This window comes from Burkholderia sp. Bp9090, assembly GCF_003857985.1.
In the GTDB taxonomy this organism is placed as follows: domain Bacteria; phylum Pseudomonadota; class Gammaproteobacteria; order Burkholderiales; family Burkholderiaceae; genus Burkholderia.
On sequence record NZ_QTPV01000030.1, the window covers coordinates 71,824 to 91,195 of the forward strand.

Annotated in this window: 17 protein-coding genes; 14 read left to right on the top strand and 3 right to left on the bottom strand. The window is 67.3% G+C overall.

Going from position 1 to position 19,372, the window contains the following annotated elements; translation table 11 throughout:
• Window position 1: 1 nt before the first annotated feature.
• The 7 genes from hflK to DIE16_RS24455 all read left to right on the top strand — a co-directional run bounded on the left by hflK (window position 2) and on the right by DIE16_RS24455 (window position 8,003).
• Window positions 2–1,360, top strand: a complete 1,359-nt coding sequence (hflK, locus tag DIE16_RS24420) for an FtsH protease activity modulator HflK (protein WP_124893561.1) — start codon at window positions 2–4, stop codon at window positions 1,358–1,360.
• 15 nt (window positions 1,361–1,375) lie between these two features.
• Window positions 1,376–2,275, top strand: a complete 900-nt coding sequence (hflC, locus tag DIE16_RS24425; protein WP_044848881.1) for a protease modulator HflC — start codon at window positions 1,376–1,378, stop codon at window positions 2,273–2,275.
• A 36-nt stretch (window positions 2,276–2,311) separates the two neighbouring features.
• Complete coding sequence (locus tag DIE16_RS24430; RefSeq protein ID WP_009687995.1) at window positions 2,312–2,503, top strand: DUF2065 domain-containing protein; 192 nt, start codon at window positions 2,312–2,314, stop codon at window positions 2,501–2,503.
• A 101-nt stretch (window positions 2,504–2,604) separates the two neighbouring features.
• Window positions 2,605–3,753 carry an ATP phosphoribosyltransferase regulatory subunit gene (locus DIE16_RS24435; RefSeq protein ID WP_124486305.1) on the top strand — a complete coding sequence of 383 codons (1,149 nt, stop codon included), beginning with the start codon at window positions 2,605–2,607 and terminating at the stop codon, window positions 3,751–3,753.
• 113 nt (window positions 3,754–3,866) lie between these two features.
• Window positions 3,867–5,213 (top strand): adenylosuccinate synthase, encoded by a 1,347-nt coding sequence (locus DIE16_RS24440; RefSeq protein ID WP_044848883.1) that lies wholly within the window; start codon window positions 3,867–3,869, stop codon window positions 5,211–5,213.
• Between the two features lie 8 nt (window positions 5,214–5,221).
• Window positions 5,222–5,818, top strand: a complete 597-nt coding sequence (locus tag DIE16_RS24445; protein WP_044848884.1) for a phosphoribosyltransferase — start codon at window positions 5,222–5,224, stop codon at window positions 5,816–5,818.
• A gap of 271 nt (window positions 5,819–6,089) precedes the next feature.
• On the top strand, window positions 6,090–8,003 hold the full coding sequence (locus tag DIE16_RS24455) for a potassium transporter Kup (RefSeq protein WP_124486307.1): 1,914 nt from the start codon (window positions 6,090–6,092) through the stop codon (window positions 8,001–8,003).
• Between the two features lie 113 nt (window positions 8,004–8,116).
• Here the strand turns inward: DIE16_RS24455 and DIE16_RS24460 are convergent, their stop codons facing one another.
• A complete protein-coding gene (locus DIE16_RS24460; RefSeq protein ID WP_124893562.1) occupies window positions 8,117–10,444 on the bottom strand; it encodes a Tex family protein in 2,328 nt (775 codons plus the stop codon).
• Between the two features lie 158 nt (window positions 10,445–10,602).
• Between DIE16_RS24460 and DIE16_RS24465 the strand changes: the two genes are divergently transcribed.
• The 3 genes from DIE16_RS24465 to DIE16_RS24475 all read left to right on the top strand — a co-directional run bounded on the left by DIE16_RS24465 (window position 10,603) and on the right by DIE16_RS24475 (window position 13,941).
• Window positions 10,603–11,355 (top strand): hypothetical protein, encoded by a 753-nt coding sequence (locus DIE16_RS24465; protein ID WP_044848887.1) that lies wholly within the window; start codon window positions 10,603–10,605, stop codon window positions 11,353–11,355.
• A 77-nt stretch (window positions 11,356–11,432) separates the two neighbouring features.
• On the top strand, window positions 11,433–11,648 hold the full coding sequence (locus tag DIE16_RS24470; RefSeq protein WP_006755091.1) for a YdcH family protein: 216 nt from the start codon (window positions 11,433–11,435) through the stop codon (window positions 11,646–11,648).
• A gap of 55 nt (window positions 11,649–11,703) precedes the next feature.
• Window positions 11,704–13,941: an ATP-dependent DNA helicase gene (locus DIE16_RS24475; protein ID WP_124893563.1), complete on the top strand. Its 2,238-nt coding sequence runs from the start codon at window positions 11,704–11,706 to the stop codon at window positions 13,939–13,941.
• An 81-nt stretch (window positions 13,942–14,022) separates the two neighbouring features.
• On the opposite strand, the gene DIE16_RS24480 is transcribed toward DIE16_RS24475, so the two are convergent.
• A complete protein-coding gene (locus DIE16_RS24480) occupies window positions 14,023–14,847 on the bottom strand; it encodes an outer membrane protein assembly factor BamD (protein WP_044848889.1) in 825 nt (274 codons plus the stop codon).
• A 41-nt stretch (window positions 14,848–14,888) separates the two neighbouring features.
• Between DIE16_RS24480 and DIE16_RS24485 the strand changes: the two genes are divergently transcribed.
• From DIE16_RS24485 to phaC, 4 genes are all read left to right on the top strand, one after another.
• Window positions 14,889–16,097, top strand: coding sequence for an RluA family pseudouridine synthase (locus DIE16_RS24485; RefSeq protein ID WP_124570098.1), 1,209 nt, complete (start codon window positions 14,889–14,891; stop codon window positions 16,095–16,097).
• Window positions 16,098–16,103: 6 nt separating this feature from the next.
• Window positions 16,104–16,943: a peptidoglycan editing factor PgeF gene (gene pgeF, locus DIE16_RS24490; protein ID WP_124893564.1), complete on the top strand. Its 840-nt coding sequence runs from the start codon at window positions 16,104–16,106 to the stop codon at window positions 16,941–16,943.
• Window positions 16,944–17,051: 108 nt separating this feature from the next.
• Window positions 17,052–17,189: a hypothetical protein gene (locus tag DIE16_RS36730; RefSeq protein WP_185735512.1), complete on the top strand. Its 138-nt coding sequence runs from the start codon at window positions 17,052–17,054 to the stop codon at window positions 17,187–17,189.
• Between the two features lie 132 nt (window positions 17,190–17,321).
• Complete coding sequence (phaC, locus tag DIE16_RS24495; protein WP_124893565.1) at window positions 17,322–19,196, top strand: class I poly(R)-hydroxyalkanoic acid synthase; 1,875 nt, start codon at window positions 17,322–17,324, stop codon at window positions 19,194–19,196.
• Here the strand turns inward: phaC and DIE16_RS36930 are convergent.
• A partial coding sequence (locus DIE16_RS36930) for a hypothetical protein (protein WP_221621952.1) occupies window positions 19,175–19,372 on the bottom strand: 198 nt, incomplete at its 5' end. The genes phaC and DIE16_RS36930 overlap by 22 nt on opposite strands.

Consider the following 19,372-nt stretch of genomic DNA (forward strand, 5'->3'; position numbering starts at 1 on the left):
GGTGAACGAATACAACGAGCGGAGTACCTGGCGGCGGATGCGCGCCTTGCTGTCGATCAACGATCCCCGCTGGGGACGCGGCGAAGGCAAGGGCAACGACGGATCCCGTCCGCGTGTGAACGAATCGAAGCGTCCGCCCGGTGGCGACGGTGACGGTCCGCCCGATCTCGACGAGATGTGGCGCAACTTCAACCGGCGTCTGAGCGGCCTGTTCGGCGGCAAGGGCGGCAACGGCTTCCGGCCCGACAACGGCCGGGCCGCGCGTGTCGGCGTCGGCATCGTGATCGGCGTGCTGGTCGCGGTCTACGCGGGCAGCGGGCTGTTCGTCGTGCAGGAAGGCCAGACGGGCGTCGTGCTGCAGTTCGGCAAGCTGTCCGGCACGGTCGGACAGGGCGTGCACTGGCGCGCGCCGTATCCGTTCGCGTCGCATGAGATCGTCGACACGTCGCAGGTCCGTTCGATCGAGATCGGCCGCAACAACGTCGTGCGTCTCGCGAACGTGAAGGAAGCGGCGATGCTGACGCGCGATGCCGACATCGTCGACGTGCGTTTCGTCGTCCAGTACCGGATCCGTTCGGCAACCGATTACCTATTCCGCAGCGTCGATCCCGAGCGCAGCGTGTCGCAGGCCGCCCAGGCCGCGGTGCGCGCGATCGTCGGCACGCGCAGCGCGGCCGACATGCTGAACCAGGACCGCGACGCGCTGCGCGCGCAGCTGTCCGCCGCGATCCAGCGCGATCTCGATCGCTACCAGTCGGGGCTCGAGGTGACGGCCGTCACGATGCAGAGCGTCGCGGCGCCCGAGCAGACGCAGGCTGCGTACGCCGAAGTCGCGAAGGCGCGCGATGATCGCGAAGCCGCGAAGCGTGCCGCGCAGGCCTACGCGAACGATCTGCTGCCGAAGGCGCAGGGCGACGCCGCGAAACTTGCCGATGAAGCGAAGGCGTATGCCGATCGCGTGGTCACGCAGGCCGAAGGCGACGCCGACCGGTTCAAGCAGGTCTATGCACAGTATTCGAAGGCGCCCGCGGTGATCCGCGAGCGGATGTATCTCGAGACGATGCAGGAAATCTATTCGAACGCGACGAAGGTGTTCGTCGGCAACAAGGGCGGCAACAGCGTCGTGTACCTGCCGCTCGACAAGCTCGTCGAGCAGGGGCGACAAAACGCCGCGAATGCGACGAATGCCGCGACGCCCGCCGGCGCATCCGCGCCCGACGCGACGTCGGCGCCGGCCGCCGCCGCGGCGAGCGCACCCGCGAGCGCGGCTTCGGCCGCGGCGGCGCCCGCACCGGGCAGCGACGTGCTGCGGTCGCGCGAAGCGTTCCGCAGCCGCTCGCGTGAAGACGATACGAAGTAACGGGGAGCGCAGAACATGAACCGAATCATTGCGCTCGTCGTCGCAATCGTGATCGCCGCTTTCGCGGCGTCGTCGACCGTCCTGACCGTCGATCCGCGCCATGCGGCCGTGCTGTCGGGCCGCGACGGCGCGCAACCCGAACTCGCGGGCCCCGGCATCCATTTCAAGCTGCCGCCGCCGCTGCAGACGGCGACGCTGATCGACACGCGCCTGCAATCGCTCGAGTCGTCGGATCCGCTGCAACTGGCGACCGAAGACAAGCACGACCTGCTCGTCGCGTATGCGGTCAAGTATCGGATCAGCGATCCGATGAAGTATTTCGCGGCGACGGGCGGTGACCCGGCGGCGGCCGCCGACCGCCTGGCCGGCGCGCTGAAGAGCGCACTCGGCGACGCGTTCGGCAAGCGTGCGCTCGACGACGCGCTCGGCGGGCAGCGCGAGATCGCCAATGCGGCGCGCGACGCGGTGCGGGCGACGGCATCGGGCTTCGGCGTCGACGTGGTCGACGTGCAGTTGACGCGTGTTGACTTGCCGGCTGCGCAGACGGATGCCGTCTATCAGCGGATGATTGCCGCGCTGCGCGACCAGGCCGCACAGGTGCGCGCGGATGGCGCCGCCGATGTCGAGCAGATCAAGGCCGACGCGGAACGCGAACAGCAGGCGGTGCTCGCGAATGCGTACAAGTCCGCGCAGACGATCAAGGGCGAGGGCGACGCGAAGGCCGCGTCGATCGCCGCCGATGCGTTCGGCCGCGATCCGCAGTTCTACCAGTTCTACGCGAGCCTGCAGGCTTACCGGAATACCTTCAAGCGCAACGACATCATCGTCGTCGACCCCGACAGCGAGTTTTTCCGTTTCATGCGCAGCCCGACGGGCGGTGCCGCACCGGCGGCACCCGCTCCCCGCAAACACTGACCTTGGGGCGCCGCGTCGAGCGGCGCCGTCGCTCGCATGGACCTGGCTGGCTCGTTGTTGCTCGCGGTAGCACTGATGCTGATCATCGAGGGGGCGTTCCCCTTCGTGTTTCCCGTCGCTTGGCGCGACACGTTTCGTAGAATAGCGGAGCGGCCGCCGCATCATATCCGGATCGGCGGGCTCATCGTGATGGCGCTCGGGCTCGTCCTGCTGCTGCTCGCCACCTGATCCGGACGGCGCACCCGCCGTTCGTTCCGCCCGATTGCCGATTTCCGATTCATTTCGCGGCGCGCATGTCGCGCCCTGTTTCCCGTCGTAGGACCGTACCGATGTCGACCTGGTTACTTCCCGAGAATATCGCCGACGTGCTGCCGTCGGAAGCGCGCAAGATCGAGGAGCTGCGCCGCAGGCTGCTCGACCGCTTCCGTTCGTACGGCTACGAAATGGTGATGCCGCCGTTGCTCGAATACCTCGAATCGCTGCTGACGAGCGGCGGCAACGACCTGCGCCTGCGCACCTTCAAGCTGGTCGACCAGCTGTCGGGCCGCACGCTCGGCCTGCGCGCGGACATCACGCCGCAAGTCGCGCGCATCGACGCGCACCTGCTGAACCGCCAGGGCGTGACGCGCCTCTGCTATGCCGGCCACGTGATGCATACGCGTCCTCGCGGGCTGCACGCGACGCGCGAACAGATCCAGATCGGCGCCGAAATCTACGGGCACGCCGGGCTGGAAGCCGATCTCGAGATCCAGCAGCTGATGCTCGACGCGCTACACCTCGCGGGGTTGTCGCGCATCCGCCTGGACCTGTGCCACGCGGGCGTGCTCGCGGCGTTGCTCGCGCGCGATGCGCAGGCTGCCGAGCGCGGCGAGGCGCTGTACGACGCGCTGTCGGGCAAGGACGTGCCGCTGCTGAACGAACTCACCGACGATCTCGGCGCCGACACGCGCGCGGCGCTGCGTGCGCTGCCGCATCTGTACGGCGACGCGAGCGTGCTCGACGAGGCGCGTGTGCGTCTGCCGGTGCTGCCCGAGATCACGCGTGCGCTCGACGATCTTGCGCAGCTTGCGGCGCAGGCGAAGGGCGTCGAGGTGGCGATCGATCTCGCCGACCTGCGCGGCTACGCGTACCACAGCGGCGCGATGTTTACGGCGTACATCGACGGCGTGCCGAACGCGATCGCGCGCGGCGGCCGGTACGACCACGTGGGCCAGGCCTACGGCCGCGCCCGCCCGGCGACGGGCTTCTCGCTCGACCTGCGCGAGCTCGCGCGGATTTCGCCGGTCGAGGCGCGCGGCACCGCGATTCTCGCGCCGTGGGCGCAGGACGACGCGCTGAGCGCGGCCGTGGCGGCGCTGCGCGACGCGGGCGAGGTCGTGATCCAGGCCTTGCCGGGACACGACCACGTGCTCGACGAGTTCGCCTGCGATCGTTCGCTCGTCGAGCGTGACGGCGCGTGGGTGGTCGAACCCCGTTAAACAGGCGTTCGCGGGCCGTCGTTCGGCGTGCATATCGTTGAAGCGAAACGGAAAAATTCGGAATCGCCCGCGAACATAGGTAGAATACGTTTTTAACCAGCTAACGAATCAACATGTCTGCCAGCGCAGTGAACGTGACTCCCGGGCGCAATGTCGTCGTCGTGGGAACGCAATGGGGTGATGAAGGCAAGGGCAAGATCGTCGACTGGCTGACGGACCACGCTCAGGGCGTCGTGCGTTTCCAGGGCGGTCACAACGCCGGCCACACCCTCATCATCGGCGGCAAGAAAACCATCTTGCGCCTGATTCCGTCGGGCATCATGCGTGAAGGCGTCGCCTGCTACATCGGCAACGGCGTCGTCCTGTCCCCCGAGGCACTGTTCAAGGAAATCGGCGAGCTGGAAGAGGCCGGCGTGAACGTGCGCGATCGCCTGTTCATCTCTGAAGCCACGACGCTGATCCTGCCGTACCACATCGCGATCGACCAGGCGCGCGAAGCGCGCAAGGGCGCGGGCAAGATCGGTACGACCGGCCGCGGCATCGGCCCGGCGTACGAAGACAAGGTCGGCCGCCGCGCGCTGCGCGTGCAGGACCTGTTCGACGCGAAGACCTTCGCCGACCGCCTGCGCGAAAACCTCGATTTCCACAACTTCGTGCTGACCCAGTACCTGGGTGGCGCGGCCGTCGATTTCCAGGCCACGCTCGACACGATGCTCGGCTATGCCGATCGCCTGAAGCCGATGGTGGCCGACGTGTCGCGCCGCCTGTACGACGCGAACAACGCCGGTCAGAACCTGCTGTTCGAAGGCGCGCAAGGCACGCTGCTCGACATCGACCACGGCACCTATCCGTTCGTCACGTCGAGCAACTGCGTCGCGGGTGCGGCATCGGCCGGCGCCGGCGTCGGTCCGCAGAAGCTGAACTACATCCTCGGCATCACGAAGGCGTACTGCACGCGCGTCGGCTCGGGCCCGTTCCCGAGCGAACTGTACGACGCGGACAACCCGCAGCGCCAGGACCAGGTCGGCGTCACGCTCGCGAACGTCGGCAAGGAATTCGGCTCGGTCACCGGCCGTCCGCGCCGCACCGGCTGGCTCGACGCAGCGGCACTGCGCCGCTCGATCCAGATCAACGGCGTGTCGGGCCTGTGCATGACGAAGCTCGACGTGCTCGACGGCCTCGATGAAGTCAAGCTGTGCGTCGGCTACAAGATCGACGGCAAGGACGTGGACATCCTGCCGCGCGGTGCGGCCGACGTCGCGCGTTGCGAGCCCGTGTACGAAACGTTCGCCGGCTGGAAGGAAAGCACCGTCGGCATCAAGACGTGGGACGCGCTGCCGGCGAATGCGCAGGCCTACCTGACCCGTGTCCAGGAAGTGGCCGGCGTGCCGGTCGACATGGTTTCGACGGGGCCGGATCGCGACGAGACGATCCTGCTTCGCCATCCGTTCAAGGTGTAATTCTCAGCATGACGCAGCAAATCACGATGACGGCGGCAGACTTGATGACCGATCCGCGCAACGACGACAAGAACCTGTGGGTAGGCTGGGACGAATACCATCGTCTGATCGAGCTGCTCGCGCTGCAGGTGCATGAATCGGGCTGGAAGTTCGACCAGATCCTGTGCCTTGCGCGCGGCGGCCTGCGCGTCGGCGACCAGCTGTCGCGCATCTACGACGTCCCGCTCGCGATCCTCGCGACGAGTTCGTACCGCGAAGCGGCCGGCACCGAGCAGGGCGAGCTCGACATCGCGCAGTACATCACGATGACGCGCGGCAGTCTCGCGGGCAACGTGCTGCTGGTCGACGATCTCGTCGATTCGGGCGTCACGCTCGCGCGCGTGCAGGAGCACCTGAAGGAGCGCTATCCGTCGGTCACGGCCGTGCGTTCGGCCGTGCTCTGGTACAAGGGCTGCTCGAAGGTCAAGCCGGACTATCACGCACAGTATCTGCCGACGAATCCGTGGATTCATCAGCCGTTCGAAGAGTGGGACACGGTTCGTCCGCACAACCTCGAGGCATGGATCAAGCGCGGTCGCGCGCAGCGCGACGGCTCGGGCGCGTAAGCGGCGGCCGATCGAAGGAAAGCCTTGTACGGCGCCGCTTGCGGCGCCGTTTTTTATTGGCGCGCCGTGCCGGCGGGCACGGCGATCCGCGCGCGTGGTAGGCAGACGGCGCGGCCCCGGCTATGATGGCAGCCCTGCCACAGCTTGCGCAGGATTGCATGCGCAGCGTGGATCACGTGGTTTAAGGGCAACAAGGCAGGACGGTTTTTCAGGGGGGCGCGAGTAGAATAGCGCTCGTTTTGTCCGACCGGACCCGATTATTACGCTTCATATGAACGACACGATCCAGGCGACCGACGCAGCCCATGCGCATTCGACGCACCAACACTCGATGCGGGCGCTTGCGATAGCGGCCATCGGCGTCGTGTTCGGCGACATCGGCACGAGCCCGCTGTATTCGCTGAAGGAGGCGTTCAGCCCCGCACACGGCATTCCGCTCACGGAAGGCTCGATTCTCGGTGTGATCTCGCTGCTGTTCTGGGCGATCATCCTGGTGGTCGGCATCAAGTATCTGCTGTTCGTGATGCGGGCCGACAACAACGGCGAGGGTGGCGTGCTCGCGCTGATGGCGCTGTCGCTGCGGCCGCTCGACTCGAAAACCCGCGTCGCGGGCGCGCTGATGGCGCTCGGGATCTTCGGCGCCTGCATGTTCTACGGCGACGCCGTGATCACGCCGGCGATCTCCGTGATGTCGGCGGTCGAAGGCCTCGAGATCGCGACGCCGCACCTGTCCCACCTGGTCCTGCCGATCACGATCGTGATCCTGATCGCGCTGTTCTGGATCCAGCGTCACGGCACCGCGCTGGTCGGCAAGCTGTTCGGGCCGATCATGGTGCTGTGGTTCGTCGTGATCGCGGCACTCGGCGTATATCACATCGTGCGCGTGCCGGGCATCATCGCGGCGATCAACCCGTATTACGCGGCGTCGTTCATGGCGGACCACCTGCTGCAGGCCTATGTCGTGCTGGGTTCGGTCGTGCTGGTGCTGACCGGTGCGGAAGCGCTCTACGCGGACATGGGCCATTTCGGCGCGAAGCCGATCCGCCTCGCCGCGTACGGGCTCGTGATGCCGTCGCTCGTGCTGAACTACTTCGGCCAGGGCGCGCTGCTGATCGAGAATCCGAAGGCGATCGAGAACCCGTTCTTCCTGCTGGCACCGGAGTGGGCGCTGCTGCCGCTCGTCGTGCTGTCGACGGTCGCGACCGTGATCGCTTCGCAGGCCGTGATTTCCGGTGCGTATTCGCTGACGTCGCAGGCGATCCAGCTCGGCTACGTGCCGCGCATGAAGGTGCTGCATACGTCCGAGCTGGCGATCGGCCAGATCTACGTGCCGGTCGTGAACTGGCTGCTGCTGTTCGTGATCCTCTGCATCGTGATCGGCTTCAAGAGTTCCGACAACCTCGCCGCCGCGTACGGCATCGCGGTGACGGCGACGATGGTGATCACGACCGTGCTCGCTGCCGTCGTGATGGTGAAGGTGTGGAACTGGAACCGGCTGCTCGTCGGCGCGATCATCGCCGTGTTCCTCGCGGTCGACCTGGGCTTTTTCGGCGCGAACCTGCTGAAGGTCGCGCAGGGCGGCTGGCTGCCGCTCGGTATCGGCGCGCTGCTGTTCTTCCTGCTGATGACCTGGTACAAGGGCCGCCATATCGTCAAGGAGCGCACGGCCGCCGACGGTATCCCGCTCGAGCCGTTCCTGCAGGGGCTGCTCGCGCATCCGCCGCACCGCGTGTCGGGTACCGCGATCTACCTGACCGGCAACGACAAGCTCGTGCCCGTCAGCCTGCTGCACAACCTGAAGCACAACAAGGTGCTGCACGAGCGGACCATTTTCCTGACGTTCGTCACACGCGACATTCCGTACGTGCGCGACGACAAGCGCCTGAGCTCGCGCGACGCGGGCGGCGGCCTGTACATCGTCAAGGCCCAGTACGGCTTCAACGAGACGCCGGACGTGAAGGCCGTGCTCGAGGAGTTCGGCCGCACGCACGACATGACGTTCGAACTGATGGACACGTCGTTCTTCCTCGCGCGCGAAACGGTCGTGCCGACGCATCTGCCCGGCATGTCGATCTGGCGCGAACGCGTGTTCGCGTGGATGCACCAGAACGCGGCGAAGCCGACCGACTTCTTCTCGATCCCGGCGAACCGCGTCGTCGAGCTCGGTACCAAGATCGAGATCTGACCGGTGCGCGCAGTGGCCGCGCATGCGGCCCATGCCGATCTGGCTGTGCGCTCGCTGAAGCAATAAAAAACCCGCCTTTCGGCGGGTTTTTTACGTCAACAGCCTTCGCGTGCTCAGCGCTTCAGCTTCGCGAACGCCGCGGCCATCGCGCCGGCCGGTTCCGGTTCGCGCGAACGCTGCGGACGGGCGCTGCCGCCGCGGCCGGCGTTGCCGCGATCTTGGCCGCCGCGCGGCGCCATGCCGGGCGCGGCCGCTTCGTCGTCGAGGCGCATCGTCAGCGCAATGCGCTGACGCTTCACGTCGACGTCGAGCACCTTGACCTTGACGACCTGGCCGGCCTTCACGACTTCGTGCGGATCCTTGATGAACTTCGTCGACATCGCGGATACATGGACGAGGCCGTCCTGATGCACGCCGACGTCCACGAACGCGCCGAATGCCGCGACGTTCGTCACGACCCCTTCGAGCAGCATGCCGGGCATCAGGTCGGAGACCTTCTCGACGCCGTCGCGGAACGTTGCCGTCTTGAATTCGGGGCGCGGGTCACGACCCGGTTTTTCGAGTTCGGAAAGGATGTCGCGCACGGTCGGCAGGCCGAAACGTTCGTCAACAAATTCGGCCGGCGACAGGCCGGCCAGCGCGTCGCGGCTGCCGAGCACGTCGTCGATCCGCTTGCTGATCTTCGCGAGGATTCGTTCGACGACCGGGTAGGCTTCCGGGTGGACCGACGAGCGATCGAGCGGATTCTCGCCGCCGTTGATGCGCAGGAAGCCGGCTGCCTGTTCGAAGGTCTTGTCGCCGAGGCGCGGCACCTTGCGCAGGTGGTCGCGCGACGGGAACGGCCCGTTCGCGTCGCGATAGTCGACGATGTTGCGGGCGAGCGTGGCGTTCAGGCCCGAGACGCGCGCGAGCAGCGCGACCGACGCGGTGTTCGCGTCGACGCCGACCGCGTTCACGCAATCCTCGACCACCGCGTCGAGCGAGCGGGCGAGTTCGCGCTGGTTCACGTCGTGCTGGTACTGGCCGACGCCGATCGCTTTCGGCTCGATCTTCACGAGCTCGGCGAGCGGGTCCTGCAGGCGGCGGGCGATCGACACGGCGCCGCGCAGCGACACGTCGAGTTCCGGGAATTCCTTCGCGGCCAGCTCGGACGCCGAGTAGACCGACGCGCCGGCCTCCGACACGACGATCTTCTGCAGCCGCAGTTCGGGATGCTTCGAGATCAGCTCGCTCGCGAGCTTGTCGGTTTCGCGCGATGCGGTGCCGTTGCCGATGCTGATCAGCTCGGCCTGCGTCTGCGCGGCGATGCGCGCGAGCTTCGCGAGCGAGCCGTCCCAGTCGCGGCGCGGCTCGTGCGGGTAGATCGTATCGGTCGCGAGCAGCTTGCCGGTGCGATCGACCACGGCGACCTTCACGCCCGTGCGCAGGCCGGGGTCGAGACCGATCACGGCCTTCGGGCCGGCCGGCGCGGCCAGCAGCAGGTCCTTCAGGTTGCGGGCGAACACGCGGATCGCTTCGGCTTCCGCCGTTTCGCGCAGTTGCGTGAGCAGTTCGTTCTCGATGTGCGGCTGCACCTTCACGCGCCAGCACCAGCGGCACACGTCGGACAGCCACTTGTCGGCCGGGCGGCCCTGGTTCGCGATCCCGAAATGGCGCGCGATCATCGCTTCGCCGGGATGCGGGACCTGCGCGTCGAGTTCCTCGCCGAGGCCGAGCTTGACGGTCAGCACGCCGGCGTTGCGGCCGCGGAACAGCGCGAGCGCGCGGTGCGACGGCACGGTCCGGATCGTTTCCGCGTAGTCGTAGTAGTCGCGGAACTTCTCGCCTTCCTCGTTTTCCTTGCCTTCGACGACCGCCGACGACACGACGCCCTGGCTGTGCAGGTAGTCGCGCAGCTTGCCGAGCAGTTCGGCCGTTTCGCCGAATTGTTCCGACAGGATGTCGCGCGCGCCGTCGAGCGCGGCCTTCACGTCGGCGACGCCCTTGTCGGCATCGACGTAGGAGGCGGCTTCCGTCTGCGGGTCGAGCAGCGGATTCGCGAGCAGTGCCTGCGCGAGCGGCTCGAGGCCGGCTTCGCGGGCGATCTGCGCGCGCGTGCGGCGCTTCGGCTTGTACGGCAGATAAAGGTCTTCGAGCACCTGCTTGCTGTCGGCCGCGTCGATCGCGGCGCGCAGTTCGTCGGTCAGCTTGCCCTGTTCGTCGATGCTCGACAGGATCGCCGCGCGGCGATCCTCGAGCTCGCGCAGATACAGGAGGCGTTCCTCGAGCTGGCGCAGCTGCGTGTCGTCCAGGTTGCCGGTCACTTCCTTGCGGTACCGGGCAATGAACGGAACGGTCGAGCCTTCGTCGAGGAGTTGCACTGCCGCCGCGACCTGGCGCGGCTGGACGGACAGTTCGGTGGCGATGCGCTGTACGATCTTGAGTGCTACGGTTTCCGTCATGTCGTGGATGATCTGCCTGCTGAAATCGCGGCGCGGGCCGGCAGACCGCGCGGCGGGCTGCGAGACGGGCCCGCCGGACCAGATGCCGCGGGTGAGTGAAGCGGGGCATTTTGCCATAAATGGCGGAGCGTCCAGCCGGGGGTGATAGAATTTGACACATGTCCCGCAGCTTTCCTACGACGTTGCCAACTTCCCGCATTTCTCTCGTCGCGCTCGGCGCAGCGCTTGCCGCGGCTTTGTCCGCCGGGTCCACCGTCGCGTACGCACAGGCATCGGGCGCAACCGCGCCGGACGCCGCTGTCGCCGCGCCCGTTGCAGCCTCCGCCACGCAGGATTTCGACGCCCGTCAAAAAGTGCTCAATCAACGTTCCGCGGAAAACGATTATCGTTATGCCGTGGCGGAGCACGATTGCTACAGCAAGTTCTTCGTCAATCACTGTCTCGGCGTGGCGCGCGACCGGATGCGCGAGGAGCGGGCGAGCATCCGTCAGGAGCAGCTCGCGCTCGACGACGAGCAGCGCGCGGTGCGGGCGCAGCAGCGCGACCAGCAGCAGGCGTTGAAGCAGGCGCAGAATGCGGCGGAAGCGCCGCAGCGCGCGGCGAACGATGCGGCGAACGCGGCTGCGTTCCGCGACAAGCAGGAGCAGAATGCACTGAAGCGGGCGCAGCGTGGCGCGGAAGGGCCGCAGCGCGCCGCGAACAAGCAGGCATACGACCAGAAGCAGGCGGATTTCCAGCACAAGCTCGACCAGGCGCGCCAGCAGGGCGCGCAGAAGGCGCAGGAGCGGGCGGACAACGCCGCGCGCTACGAGCAGAAGCAGAAGGAAGCCGCCCAGCACAAGGCCGATGTCGAACGGCGTCAGCAGGAAGCGGCCGACAAGGCCAAGCAGCAGCAACAGCAGGGGCAGTAACGTGTTGGATTGATCCGGAGTCAGTCTCGTGCGTGCCGGCACGCCAGTCGGCGCGCTGCTTCGATGAGGAGGCGCATATGCAAAACCGTCCCACGGAACAGCAGCAGGAATTGCACAACCGTTTGGCAGCATTGCAGGAGCAGCACCAGCAGCTCGCTCGGGAGATCGAGCTGAAGGAAGGACACTCCGACATCGACGACATCACGCTGCACCGGCTGAAGAAGGAAAAGCTGGCGGCCAAGGACAAAATCATTTTGCTGCAATCGCAGCTGGAACCGGATAAGCGCGCCTGAGCGCGGCCTGGCAAGCGCCGGCGCCGCCCGGGCGCTGGACACAGGAACGCTTGCCTTGAATTCACCGCTTGAAGCCAACCCCGATGCCCGGCGTGACGCGTCGTCCGCCGGGCGCGTTCGTGCGCCCGAAGGCACCTTCGAGCTGAGCCGCAAGCGCGTCGACGAACTCGACACGATTTTCGGCGAAGGCGGACTGCTTGCGCGCGCGCTGGACGGCTATCACCCGCGCCAGTCGCAGATCGAAATGGCGCGCGCGGTCGCGTCCGCGATGGAGGCGTCCGCGCGCCGGATGCCCGAGCCGGAAATCTTCGAGACCCGCAAGCGGCCGGCGCGCCGCCTCGGCGAAGGCGACCAGGCGGCCGAGTCCACCGCGGACGGCGCAGCCGCCGACACCGACGCCGGCGACAACACGCTGATCGTCGAGGCCGGCACCGGTACCGGCAAGACCTATGCATACCTGGTGCCCGCGATGCTGTGGGGCGGCAAGGTGATCGTGTCGACCGGCACGAAGCACCTGCAGGACCAGCTGTTCCAGCGCGACATCCCGACGGTGCGCAACGCGCTCGCGGTGCCGGTGACGGTCGCGATGCTCAAGGGCCGCTCGAACTATCTGTGCCATTACTACCTGCAGCGCACGGCCGACAACGGCCGCCTGCCGTCGCGGCAGGACACCGCGTACCTGCAGGAAATCGTCCGGTTCGCGAAGATCACGAAGAGCGGCGACAAGGCCGAGCTCGCGAGCGTGCCGGAGACGGCGCCCGTGTGGTCGATGGTCACGTCGACGCGCGACAACTGCCTCGGCCAGGAGTGCCCGCATTACAAGGAATGCTTCGTGATGCAGGCGCGGCGCGAGGCGCAGCAGGCCGACGTCGTCGTCGTCAACCATCACCTGTTCTTCGCGGACATCATGCTGCGCGACACCGGGATGGCCGAACTGCTGCCGAACGCGAACACGGTGATCTTCGACGAAGCGCACCAGCTGCCGGAAACGGCCACGCTGTTCTTCGGCGAGACGCTGTCGACCACGCAAATCCTCGAACTCGCGCGCGACACGGTCGCCGAAGGCCTGAGCCATGCGCGCGATGCGGTCGAGTGGGTGAAGCTCGGAGGCGATCTCGAACGTGCGGCGCGCGACCTGCGCCTCGCGTTTGCGAACGACCAGATCGTGCGCATGTCGCTCGCGCAACTGGGCGACGATCATCCGATGTTCGGCGCGCTCGATGCGCTCGAAGTGGCGCTCGATGCGCTTGCCTCGGCGCTCGCGAGCCAGGCCGAGCGGGCGGAATCGCTCGGCGCGTGCCTGCGGCGCGCCCGCGAGCTGCAGGACCTGCTCGCGGGTTGGGTCGCGCCGGGTGCGGCGGAAGCGGCCGCGAAGGCCGACGCCGCCGCAGCAGGCGACAAGGCGGGCGCCGACGACCCGAACGAGAAGGTGCGCTGGGTCGAGGTGTTCGCGCATACCGTCCAGCTGCACGAAACGCCGCTGTCGGTCGCGCCGATTTTCGCGAAGCAGCGCGCCGGCGTGCCGCGCGCGTGGGTCTTTACGTCGGCGACGTTGTCGGTGCGCGGCGACTTCACGCACTACGCGGCCCAGATGGGACTCAGCTCGCGGCGCTCGATGACGCTCGCGAGCCCGTTCGATTATCAGACGCAGGGCCTGCTGTACGTGCCGCGCAACCTGCCGCAGCCGTCGTCGCCGGCGTTTACCGACGCCGTATTCGACGCCGCGCTGCCGGCGATCGAGGCGTCGGGCGGTGGCGTCTTCATGCTGTGCACGACGCTCCGTGCGGTCGACCGGATCGCGTCGAAGCTGCGCGACGTGATCGAGTCGCGCGGCTGGAACATGCCGCTGCTGGTGCAGGGCGACGCCAGCCGCACCGAGCTGCTCGACCGCTTCCGTTCGTACGGCAATGCGATCCTCGTCGGCAGCCAGAGCTTCTGGGAAGGTGTGGACGTGCGCGGCGACGCGCTGTCGCTCGTCGTGATCGACAAGCTGCCGTTCGCGCCGCCCGACGATCCGGTGCTGGCCGCGCGGCTCGACGCGCTGACCAAGAAGGGCTTGAGCCCGTTCGCGGTTCACCAGCTGCCGCAGGCCGTGATCACGCTGAAGCAGGGTGCGGGCCGCCTGATTCGCGCGGAGACCGATCGCGGCGTGCTGATGATCTGCGACACGCGGCTCGTCGACAAGCCTTACGGCCGCCGGATCTGGCAGAGCCTGCCGCCGTTCAAGCGCACCCGCGAGATCGCGGTCGTGCAGGACTTTTTCGACGAGCACCGCGCGGAAAAACGCGCATGACCGCCCCGCCGCCTGCTACGGGCGGCATCAACAAAAAACCCGGCTCGATGGCCGGGTTTTTTATTGATGCACGGGCGTCGCTCAGAACTGCCACCACGACTTCTTCGTGCCGGGGCGCGAGTGGCCGGTGATGTACGGGCTGTCCGGGAAAGTCCCCGCGAGCACGCGCTTCGTGTCTTCCGCGAGCTCCGGCTGGTTCAGCTTGCCGTACGACAGGATCATGATGTGCAGCGCGTCCTCGATCGCCGGCGCGCCCTTGTAGTCCTTGATCGCGAGCTGCGCGCGGTTGATCGCCGCGACATAGGCGCCGCGCCGATAGTAGTAGTCGGCCGCGTGCACTTCGTGCGACGCGAGCGCGTTGACGATGTAGCGCATCCGGGCGGCGGCGTCCGGCGCGTACTTGCTCTTCGGGTAGCGGTCGACGACGACCTTGAACGCGTCGTACGATTCGCGCAGTGCCTGCGGATCGCGCTCGCTCATGTCCTGGCCGGAGAAGCGGCCGAACAGGCCGAGATCGTCGTTGAAGTGGATCATCCCCTTCAGGTAGTACGCGTACGGGATATCCGGGTGATCCGGGTGCAGCTGGATGAAGCGGTCGACCGCCTGGTCGGCGGCTGCCGCTTCGTTGTCCTTCCAGTTGCAGTACGCGACGTTGATCTGCGCCTGTTGCGCGAAATGGCCGAACGGATCGCGGCCTTGCAGCGATTCGAAATATTTCGCGCACTTGCCCCAGTCGCCGCCGGACAGTGCGTCCTGGGCCTCTGAGTATAATTTGTTGTTCGACCAGGTAGCCGTCTCGTCCTGCTTCTGCGGCAAGCCGTGGCAGCCGGCGATGAGGGCCGCGGCCGCTACCACCGCAGCTCGGGCGGCGACGGTTTTGGCCGTACGTTTGGTCGAATTCATCATGCTCGCATGTCCTAGCTTCAAGTCTCGGTGACCCAGTCTAAATGACCCGTTCAAGTTCGCAGAATGCCCCGCGGGGCAAGTCAAATCGCGAAGATTATAGCCCAAGCGATCGGCCCGCCGACGCTGCCTCGGGGGATTCCCCCGATGACGATCTGGCTGCAGGCGCGATGCAGCCGCCTGTGGTGCCGTCCGCGGCGGCCGACGAGGCGCCGCGCGTCGTCGAAGTGCCGCTGTCGCTGGCGGGTGAACGCCTCGACAAGGCGCTCGCCCAACTGTTCCCCGAATTCTCCCGCAGCCGCCTGCAGAGCTGGATCGAGGCGCAACGCGTGCTGGTCGACGGCGCGCCGGCGAAGATCCGCCAGCCGGTGCCGCTCGGCGCCAGGATCGAGCTCGTGCCCGACCTGCTGCCGGAGCAGCTGGCGTTCACGCCGGAGCCGGTGCCGCTCGACGTGATCTACGAGGACGACGCGCTCGTCGTCATCAACAAGCCGGCGGGCCTCGTCGTCCACCCGGCCGCCGGCAACTGGAGCGGCACGATCCTCAACGGCCTGCTGCACCGCTACGGCGACGCGGCGGCCGGCCTGCCGCGCGCGGGCATCGTGCACCGGCTCGACAAGGAGACGTCCGGCCTGATGGTGGTTGCGCGCACACTCGCCGCGCAGACCGACCTCGTGCGCCAGCTGCAGGCGCGTACGGTGAAGCGCCGCTATTTCGCGCTCGTGTGGGGCACGATGCCCGAGGACGGCACGATCGACGCGCCGATCGGCCGCGATCCGCGCGAGCGCACGCGCATGGCCGTCGTCACCGGCGCGTCGGGCAAGCCCGCGCGCACGCATTTCCGCACGGTTGACACATGCATGTGGCAACGTCAGCCGGTGTCCGCGATCCAGTGCGACCTCGAAACCGGCCGGACGCACCAGATCCGCGTGCACTGCTCGCATGTCGGGCATCCGCTGCTCGGCGATCCGGTGTACGGGCGCGCGCGCGGCAAGCGCTCGGTCGCGCCGCTGCCGGACGGGTTCGCGCGGCAGGCGCTGCACGCATGGCGGCTCGGCCTCGTGCATCCGGTCACGGGCAAGACGATGCAGTGGCGCTGTCCGTTGCCGGACGACATGAACGCGCTCGTCGCGGCGCTGGGCTTCGGGCAGGGCGACGAGGAATTCGACGATGAAGACGGTGTCTACGACGATGACGATTTCGCCGGCGATTATCGGGATCACGACGACGATTACGACGATGAGGAGGAGTGAGTGCCGATGACGAACCTGGCGCCGTTGACGTGGCAGGACTGCGTGCAGCCCGACTGGCAGGTGGCGCCGCGCGTGCGTGCGCTGATCACGACGCGCGACGGCGGCGTGAGCGAAGGCCCGTACGGACGCTGGCAGGACGGCGCCGCATTGCCGGGCGGGATGAATCTCGGCCTGCATACCGGTGACGATCCGGCCCATGTCGTGGCGAATCGCGCGCGCCTGCTCGCGCTGGCGGGGCAGGCGCGCGCGGCATGGCTCGAGCAGGTTCACGGCGCGCAGGTCGTGCGTGCGGACGAGGTGATCGAGGCCGCGCCGGCTGGCTCGGCGCCCGTGCAGGCCGACGCGAGCGTGACCGACCGCACGGGGGCGGTCTGCGTCGTGATGGTCGCGGATTGCCTGCCGGTGCTGCTGTGCGATGCGCAGGGCCGGGCGGTGGGCGCCGCGCACGCAGGCTGGCGCGGGCTCGCGGCCGGCATCGTCGAGCAGACCGCGGCGCGCGTCGCGGCGCTCGCCGGCGGCGCGACGGATGTGCTGCATGCGTACCTCGGGCCCGCGATCGGCCCGCAGGCGTTCGAAGTCGGCGCCGACGTGCGCGAGGCGTTTCTCGACACCGCTCCGCAGTCGGAGCATGATGAGACGCGGCAAGCGTTCGTCGCGATCGACGGTGCGCCCGGCAAGTACCTCGCCGATCTCCATGCGCTCGCGCGCCTGCGCCTCGCGCGCGCAGGCGTGGCGCACGTGAGCGGCCGGCGCGCGTGCACGGTCGACGAACCCGCACGCTTCTATTCGTACCGGCGCGACCGCGTGACCGGCCGCATGGCGGCGGCGATCTGGCTGGCCGATTGAAAGCCGACTGAGGGCTGACCGCGTGCGTTCGCGCGCGCGGTTTGTTGCGTTGCGAAATCGGCTTATCTCGATATTGGCGAGGCAATGCGGCGTTGCATGGACAACCGAATGAATAATCGCGAAGTCAAGTCAATCAAAATGTTTTATGTTTCGCCGGAAGCCTTGTCCCGCCTGTTGCGTGCGGATTATCTTCGAGCAGAAATGTTCGGTGGTTTGACGCAGCGCTTCACATGGGGAAAACGATAATGATAAAAATACCGCACTGCGGCAGAATCTGGAGACGCCTCTCCAGAGCATGACGGCCCGGCTCGCAACCGGCATGCCGCGCGCGAGCAGGATTTCACGATTGACGCTCACGAATCACCGGTAAGGCAGGTAATGACAGCATCGAAAAATTCGTCGACGTCCGCTCAGGCGGGCACTTCCACGGGCAGCACCGGATTCGGTCAGGCTACCCAGCCGATGCAGCAGATGTTCGAGGCATGGCTGAACGCGTGGCGCGGTTTCGCCGATCCTGCGCGCGCCGCAACGGCGTCGACCACCGCGAATCCATTCGCCGCATTCCAGTTCCCGACATCGGTTCCGTTCCAGATGCCGTCGATGCCCGATCTGGGCGCCTTCGGCGGCTTGGCCTCGCCGTTCGCGGGGCTGAAGCTGCCGGTAGCCGCGATCCCGCCCGAACGGCTCCAGAAGTTGCAGGCCGACTATGCGCGCGACTGCATGACGCTGATGCAGCAGGCCGCCGCCGCGAAGCTCGAGTCGCCTGAACTGAAGGACCGCCGCTTCAGCGGGGATGCCTGGAAGGCGTCGCCCGCGCATGCATTCGCGGCCGCGTGGTACCTGCTCAACGCGCGCTACCTGCAGGAGCTGGCCGACGCGCTCGAGACCGACCCGAAGACGCGCGAACGCATCCGTTTCTCCGTTCAGCAATGGACGGCCGCCGCGGCGCCGAGCAACTTCCTCGCGCTCAATCCCGACGCACAGAAATCGATCCTCGAGACGCAGGGCGAAAGCCTGCGGCAGGGGATGATGAACCTGCTCGGCGACCTGCAGCGCGGCAAAATTTCGCAGACCGACGAATCGCAGTTCGTGGTCGGCAAGAACCTCGGGTGTACCGAAGGCGCGGTCGTCTACGAGAACGACCTGATCCAGCTGATCCAGTACGCGCCGAAGACGGACAAGGTGTTCGAACGGCCGCTCCTGATCGTGCCGCCGTGCATCAACAAGTTCTACATCCTCGACCTGCAGCCCGAGAATTCGCTCGTCGCGCATGCGCTGTCCAGCGGCCATCAGGTGTTCCTCGTGTCGTGGCGCAACGCCGATGCGTCGGTCGCGCACAAGACGTGGGACGACTACATGAACGAAGGGCTGCTCGCGGCGATCGACGCCGTGCAGCAGGTCAGCGGCCGCGAGCAGATCAACACGCTCGGCTTCTGCGTCGGCGGCACGATGCTCGCGACCGCGCTGTCGGTGCTCGCCGCGCGCGGCGAACATCCGGCCGCGTCGATGACGCTGCTGACCGCGATGCTCGACTTCACCGACACCGGCATCCTCGACGTGTTCGTCGACGAGGCGCACGTGCAGATGCGCGAGCAGACCATCGGCGGCAAGAACGGCGCCGCGCCGGGGCTGATGCGCGGCGTCGAGTTCGCGAACACGTTCTCGTTCCTGCGGCCGAACGACCTCGTGTGGAACTACGTCGTCGACAACTACCTGAAGGGCCGCACGCCCGCCGCGTTCGACCTGCTGTACTGGAACAGCGACTCGACGAGCCTGCCGGGGCCGATGTACGCGTGGTACCTGCGCAATACCTATCTCGAGAACAAGCTCCGCGTGCCGGGTGCGCTGACGGTGTGCGGCGAATCCGTCGACCTGTCGCGCATCGACGTGCCGACCTTCATCTACGGGTCGCGCGAGGATCACATCGTGCCGTGGCAGACGGCCTACGCATCGACGTCGATCCTGACGGGCCCGCTGAAGTTCGTGCTCGGCGCGTCGGGTCACATCGCGGGCGTGATCAATCCGCCGGCGAAGAAGAAGCGCAGCTACTGGGTCAACGACAGCGACCTGCCCGCATCGGCGGACGACTGGTTTGCCGGTGCGACCGAGCAGCCCGGCAGCTGGTGGACGACCTGGGTCGAGTGGCTCGACCAGTACGGCGGCCGCAAGGTCGCGCCGCCCGCCAAGCCCGGGAGCGAGCAGTTCCCGGTGATCGAGCCGGCGCCGGGTCGCTACGTATTGCAGCGCGATTGACGAAAACCGGACAGCGGCGCACGCTGTCCGATGCACCGCAGTTTTTTTAACAGGGCCGGTAGCGATGCGCCGTGTCGTGCGGGCCCGGAGGAAACGGAAATGACGGACGTAGTGATCGTATCGGCCGCGCGGACCGCGGTCGGCAAATTCGGCGGCTCGCTCGCGAAGATCGCGGC

Excerpts from the sequence above, each read along its gene's own strand:
- DIE16_RS24470 (WP_006755091.1), top strand. The coding sequence starts at position 11,433 with ATGCAAAACCGTCCCACGGAACAGCAGCAGGAATTGCACAACCGTTTG.
- hflC (WP_044848881.1), top strand. The coding sequence starts at position 1,376 with ATGAACCGAATCATTGCGCTCGTCGTCGCAATCGTGATCGCCGCTTTC.
- DIE16_RS24485 (WP_124570098.1), top strand. The coding sequence starts at position 14,889 with ATGACCCGTTCAAGTTCGCAGAATGCCCCGCGGGGCAAGTCAAATCGC.
- DIE16_RS24435 (WP_124486305.1), top strand. The coding sequence starts at position 2,605 with ATGTCGACCTGGTTACTTCCCGAGAATATCGCCGACGTGCTGCCGTCG.
- DIE16_RS24445 (WP_044848884.1), top strand. The coding sequence starts at position 5,222 with ATGACGCAGCAAATCACGATGACGGCGGCAGACTTGATGACCGATCCG.
- DIE16_RS36730 (WP_185735512.1), top strand. The coding sequence starts at position 17,052 with ATGAATAATCGCGAAGTCAAGTCAATCAAAATGTTTTATGTTTCGCCG.
- DIE16_RS24480 (WP_044848889.1), bottom strand. The coding sequence starts at position 14,847 with ATGATGAATTCGACCAAACGTACGGCCAAAACCGTCGCCGCCCGAGCT.
- DIE16_RS24430 (WP_009687995.1), top strand. The coding sequence starts at position 2,312 with ATGGACCTGGCTGGCTCGTTGTTGCTCGCGGTAGCACTGATGCTGATC.
- phaC (WP_124893565.1), top strand. The coding sequence starts at position 17,322 with ATGACAGCATCGAAAAATTCGTCGACGTCCGCTCAGGCGGGCACTTCC.
- DIE16_RS24465 (WP_044848887.1), top strand. The coding sequence starts at position 10,603 with ATGTCCCGCAGCTTTCCTACGACGTTGCCAACTTCCCGCATTTCTCTC.
- DIE16_RS24455 (WP_124486307.1), top strand. The coding sequence starts at position 6,090 with ATGAACGACACGATCCAGGCGACCGACGCAGCCCATGCGCATTCGACG.
- DIE16_RS24440 (WP_044848883.1), top strand. The coding sequence starts at position 3,867 with ATGTCTGCCAGCGCAGTGAACGTGACTCCCGGGCGCAATGTCGTCGTC.
- pgeF (WP_124893564.1), top strand. The coding sequence starts at position 16,104 with ATGACGAACCTGGCGCCGTTGACGTGGCAGGACTGCGTGCAGCCCGAC.
- DIE16_RS24460 (WP_124893562.1), bottom strand. The coding sequence starts at position 10,444 with ATGACGGAAACCGTAGCACTCAAGATCGTACAGCGCATCGCCACCGAA.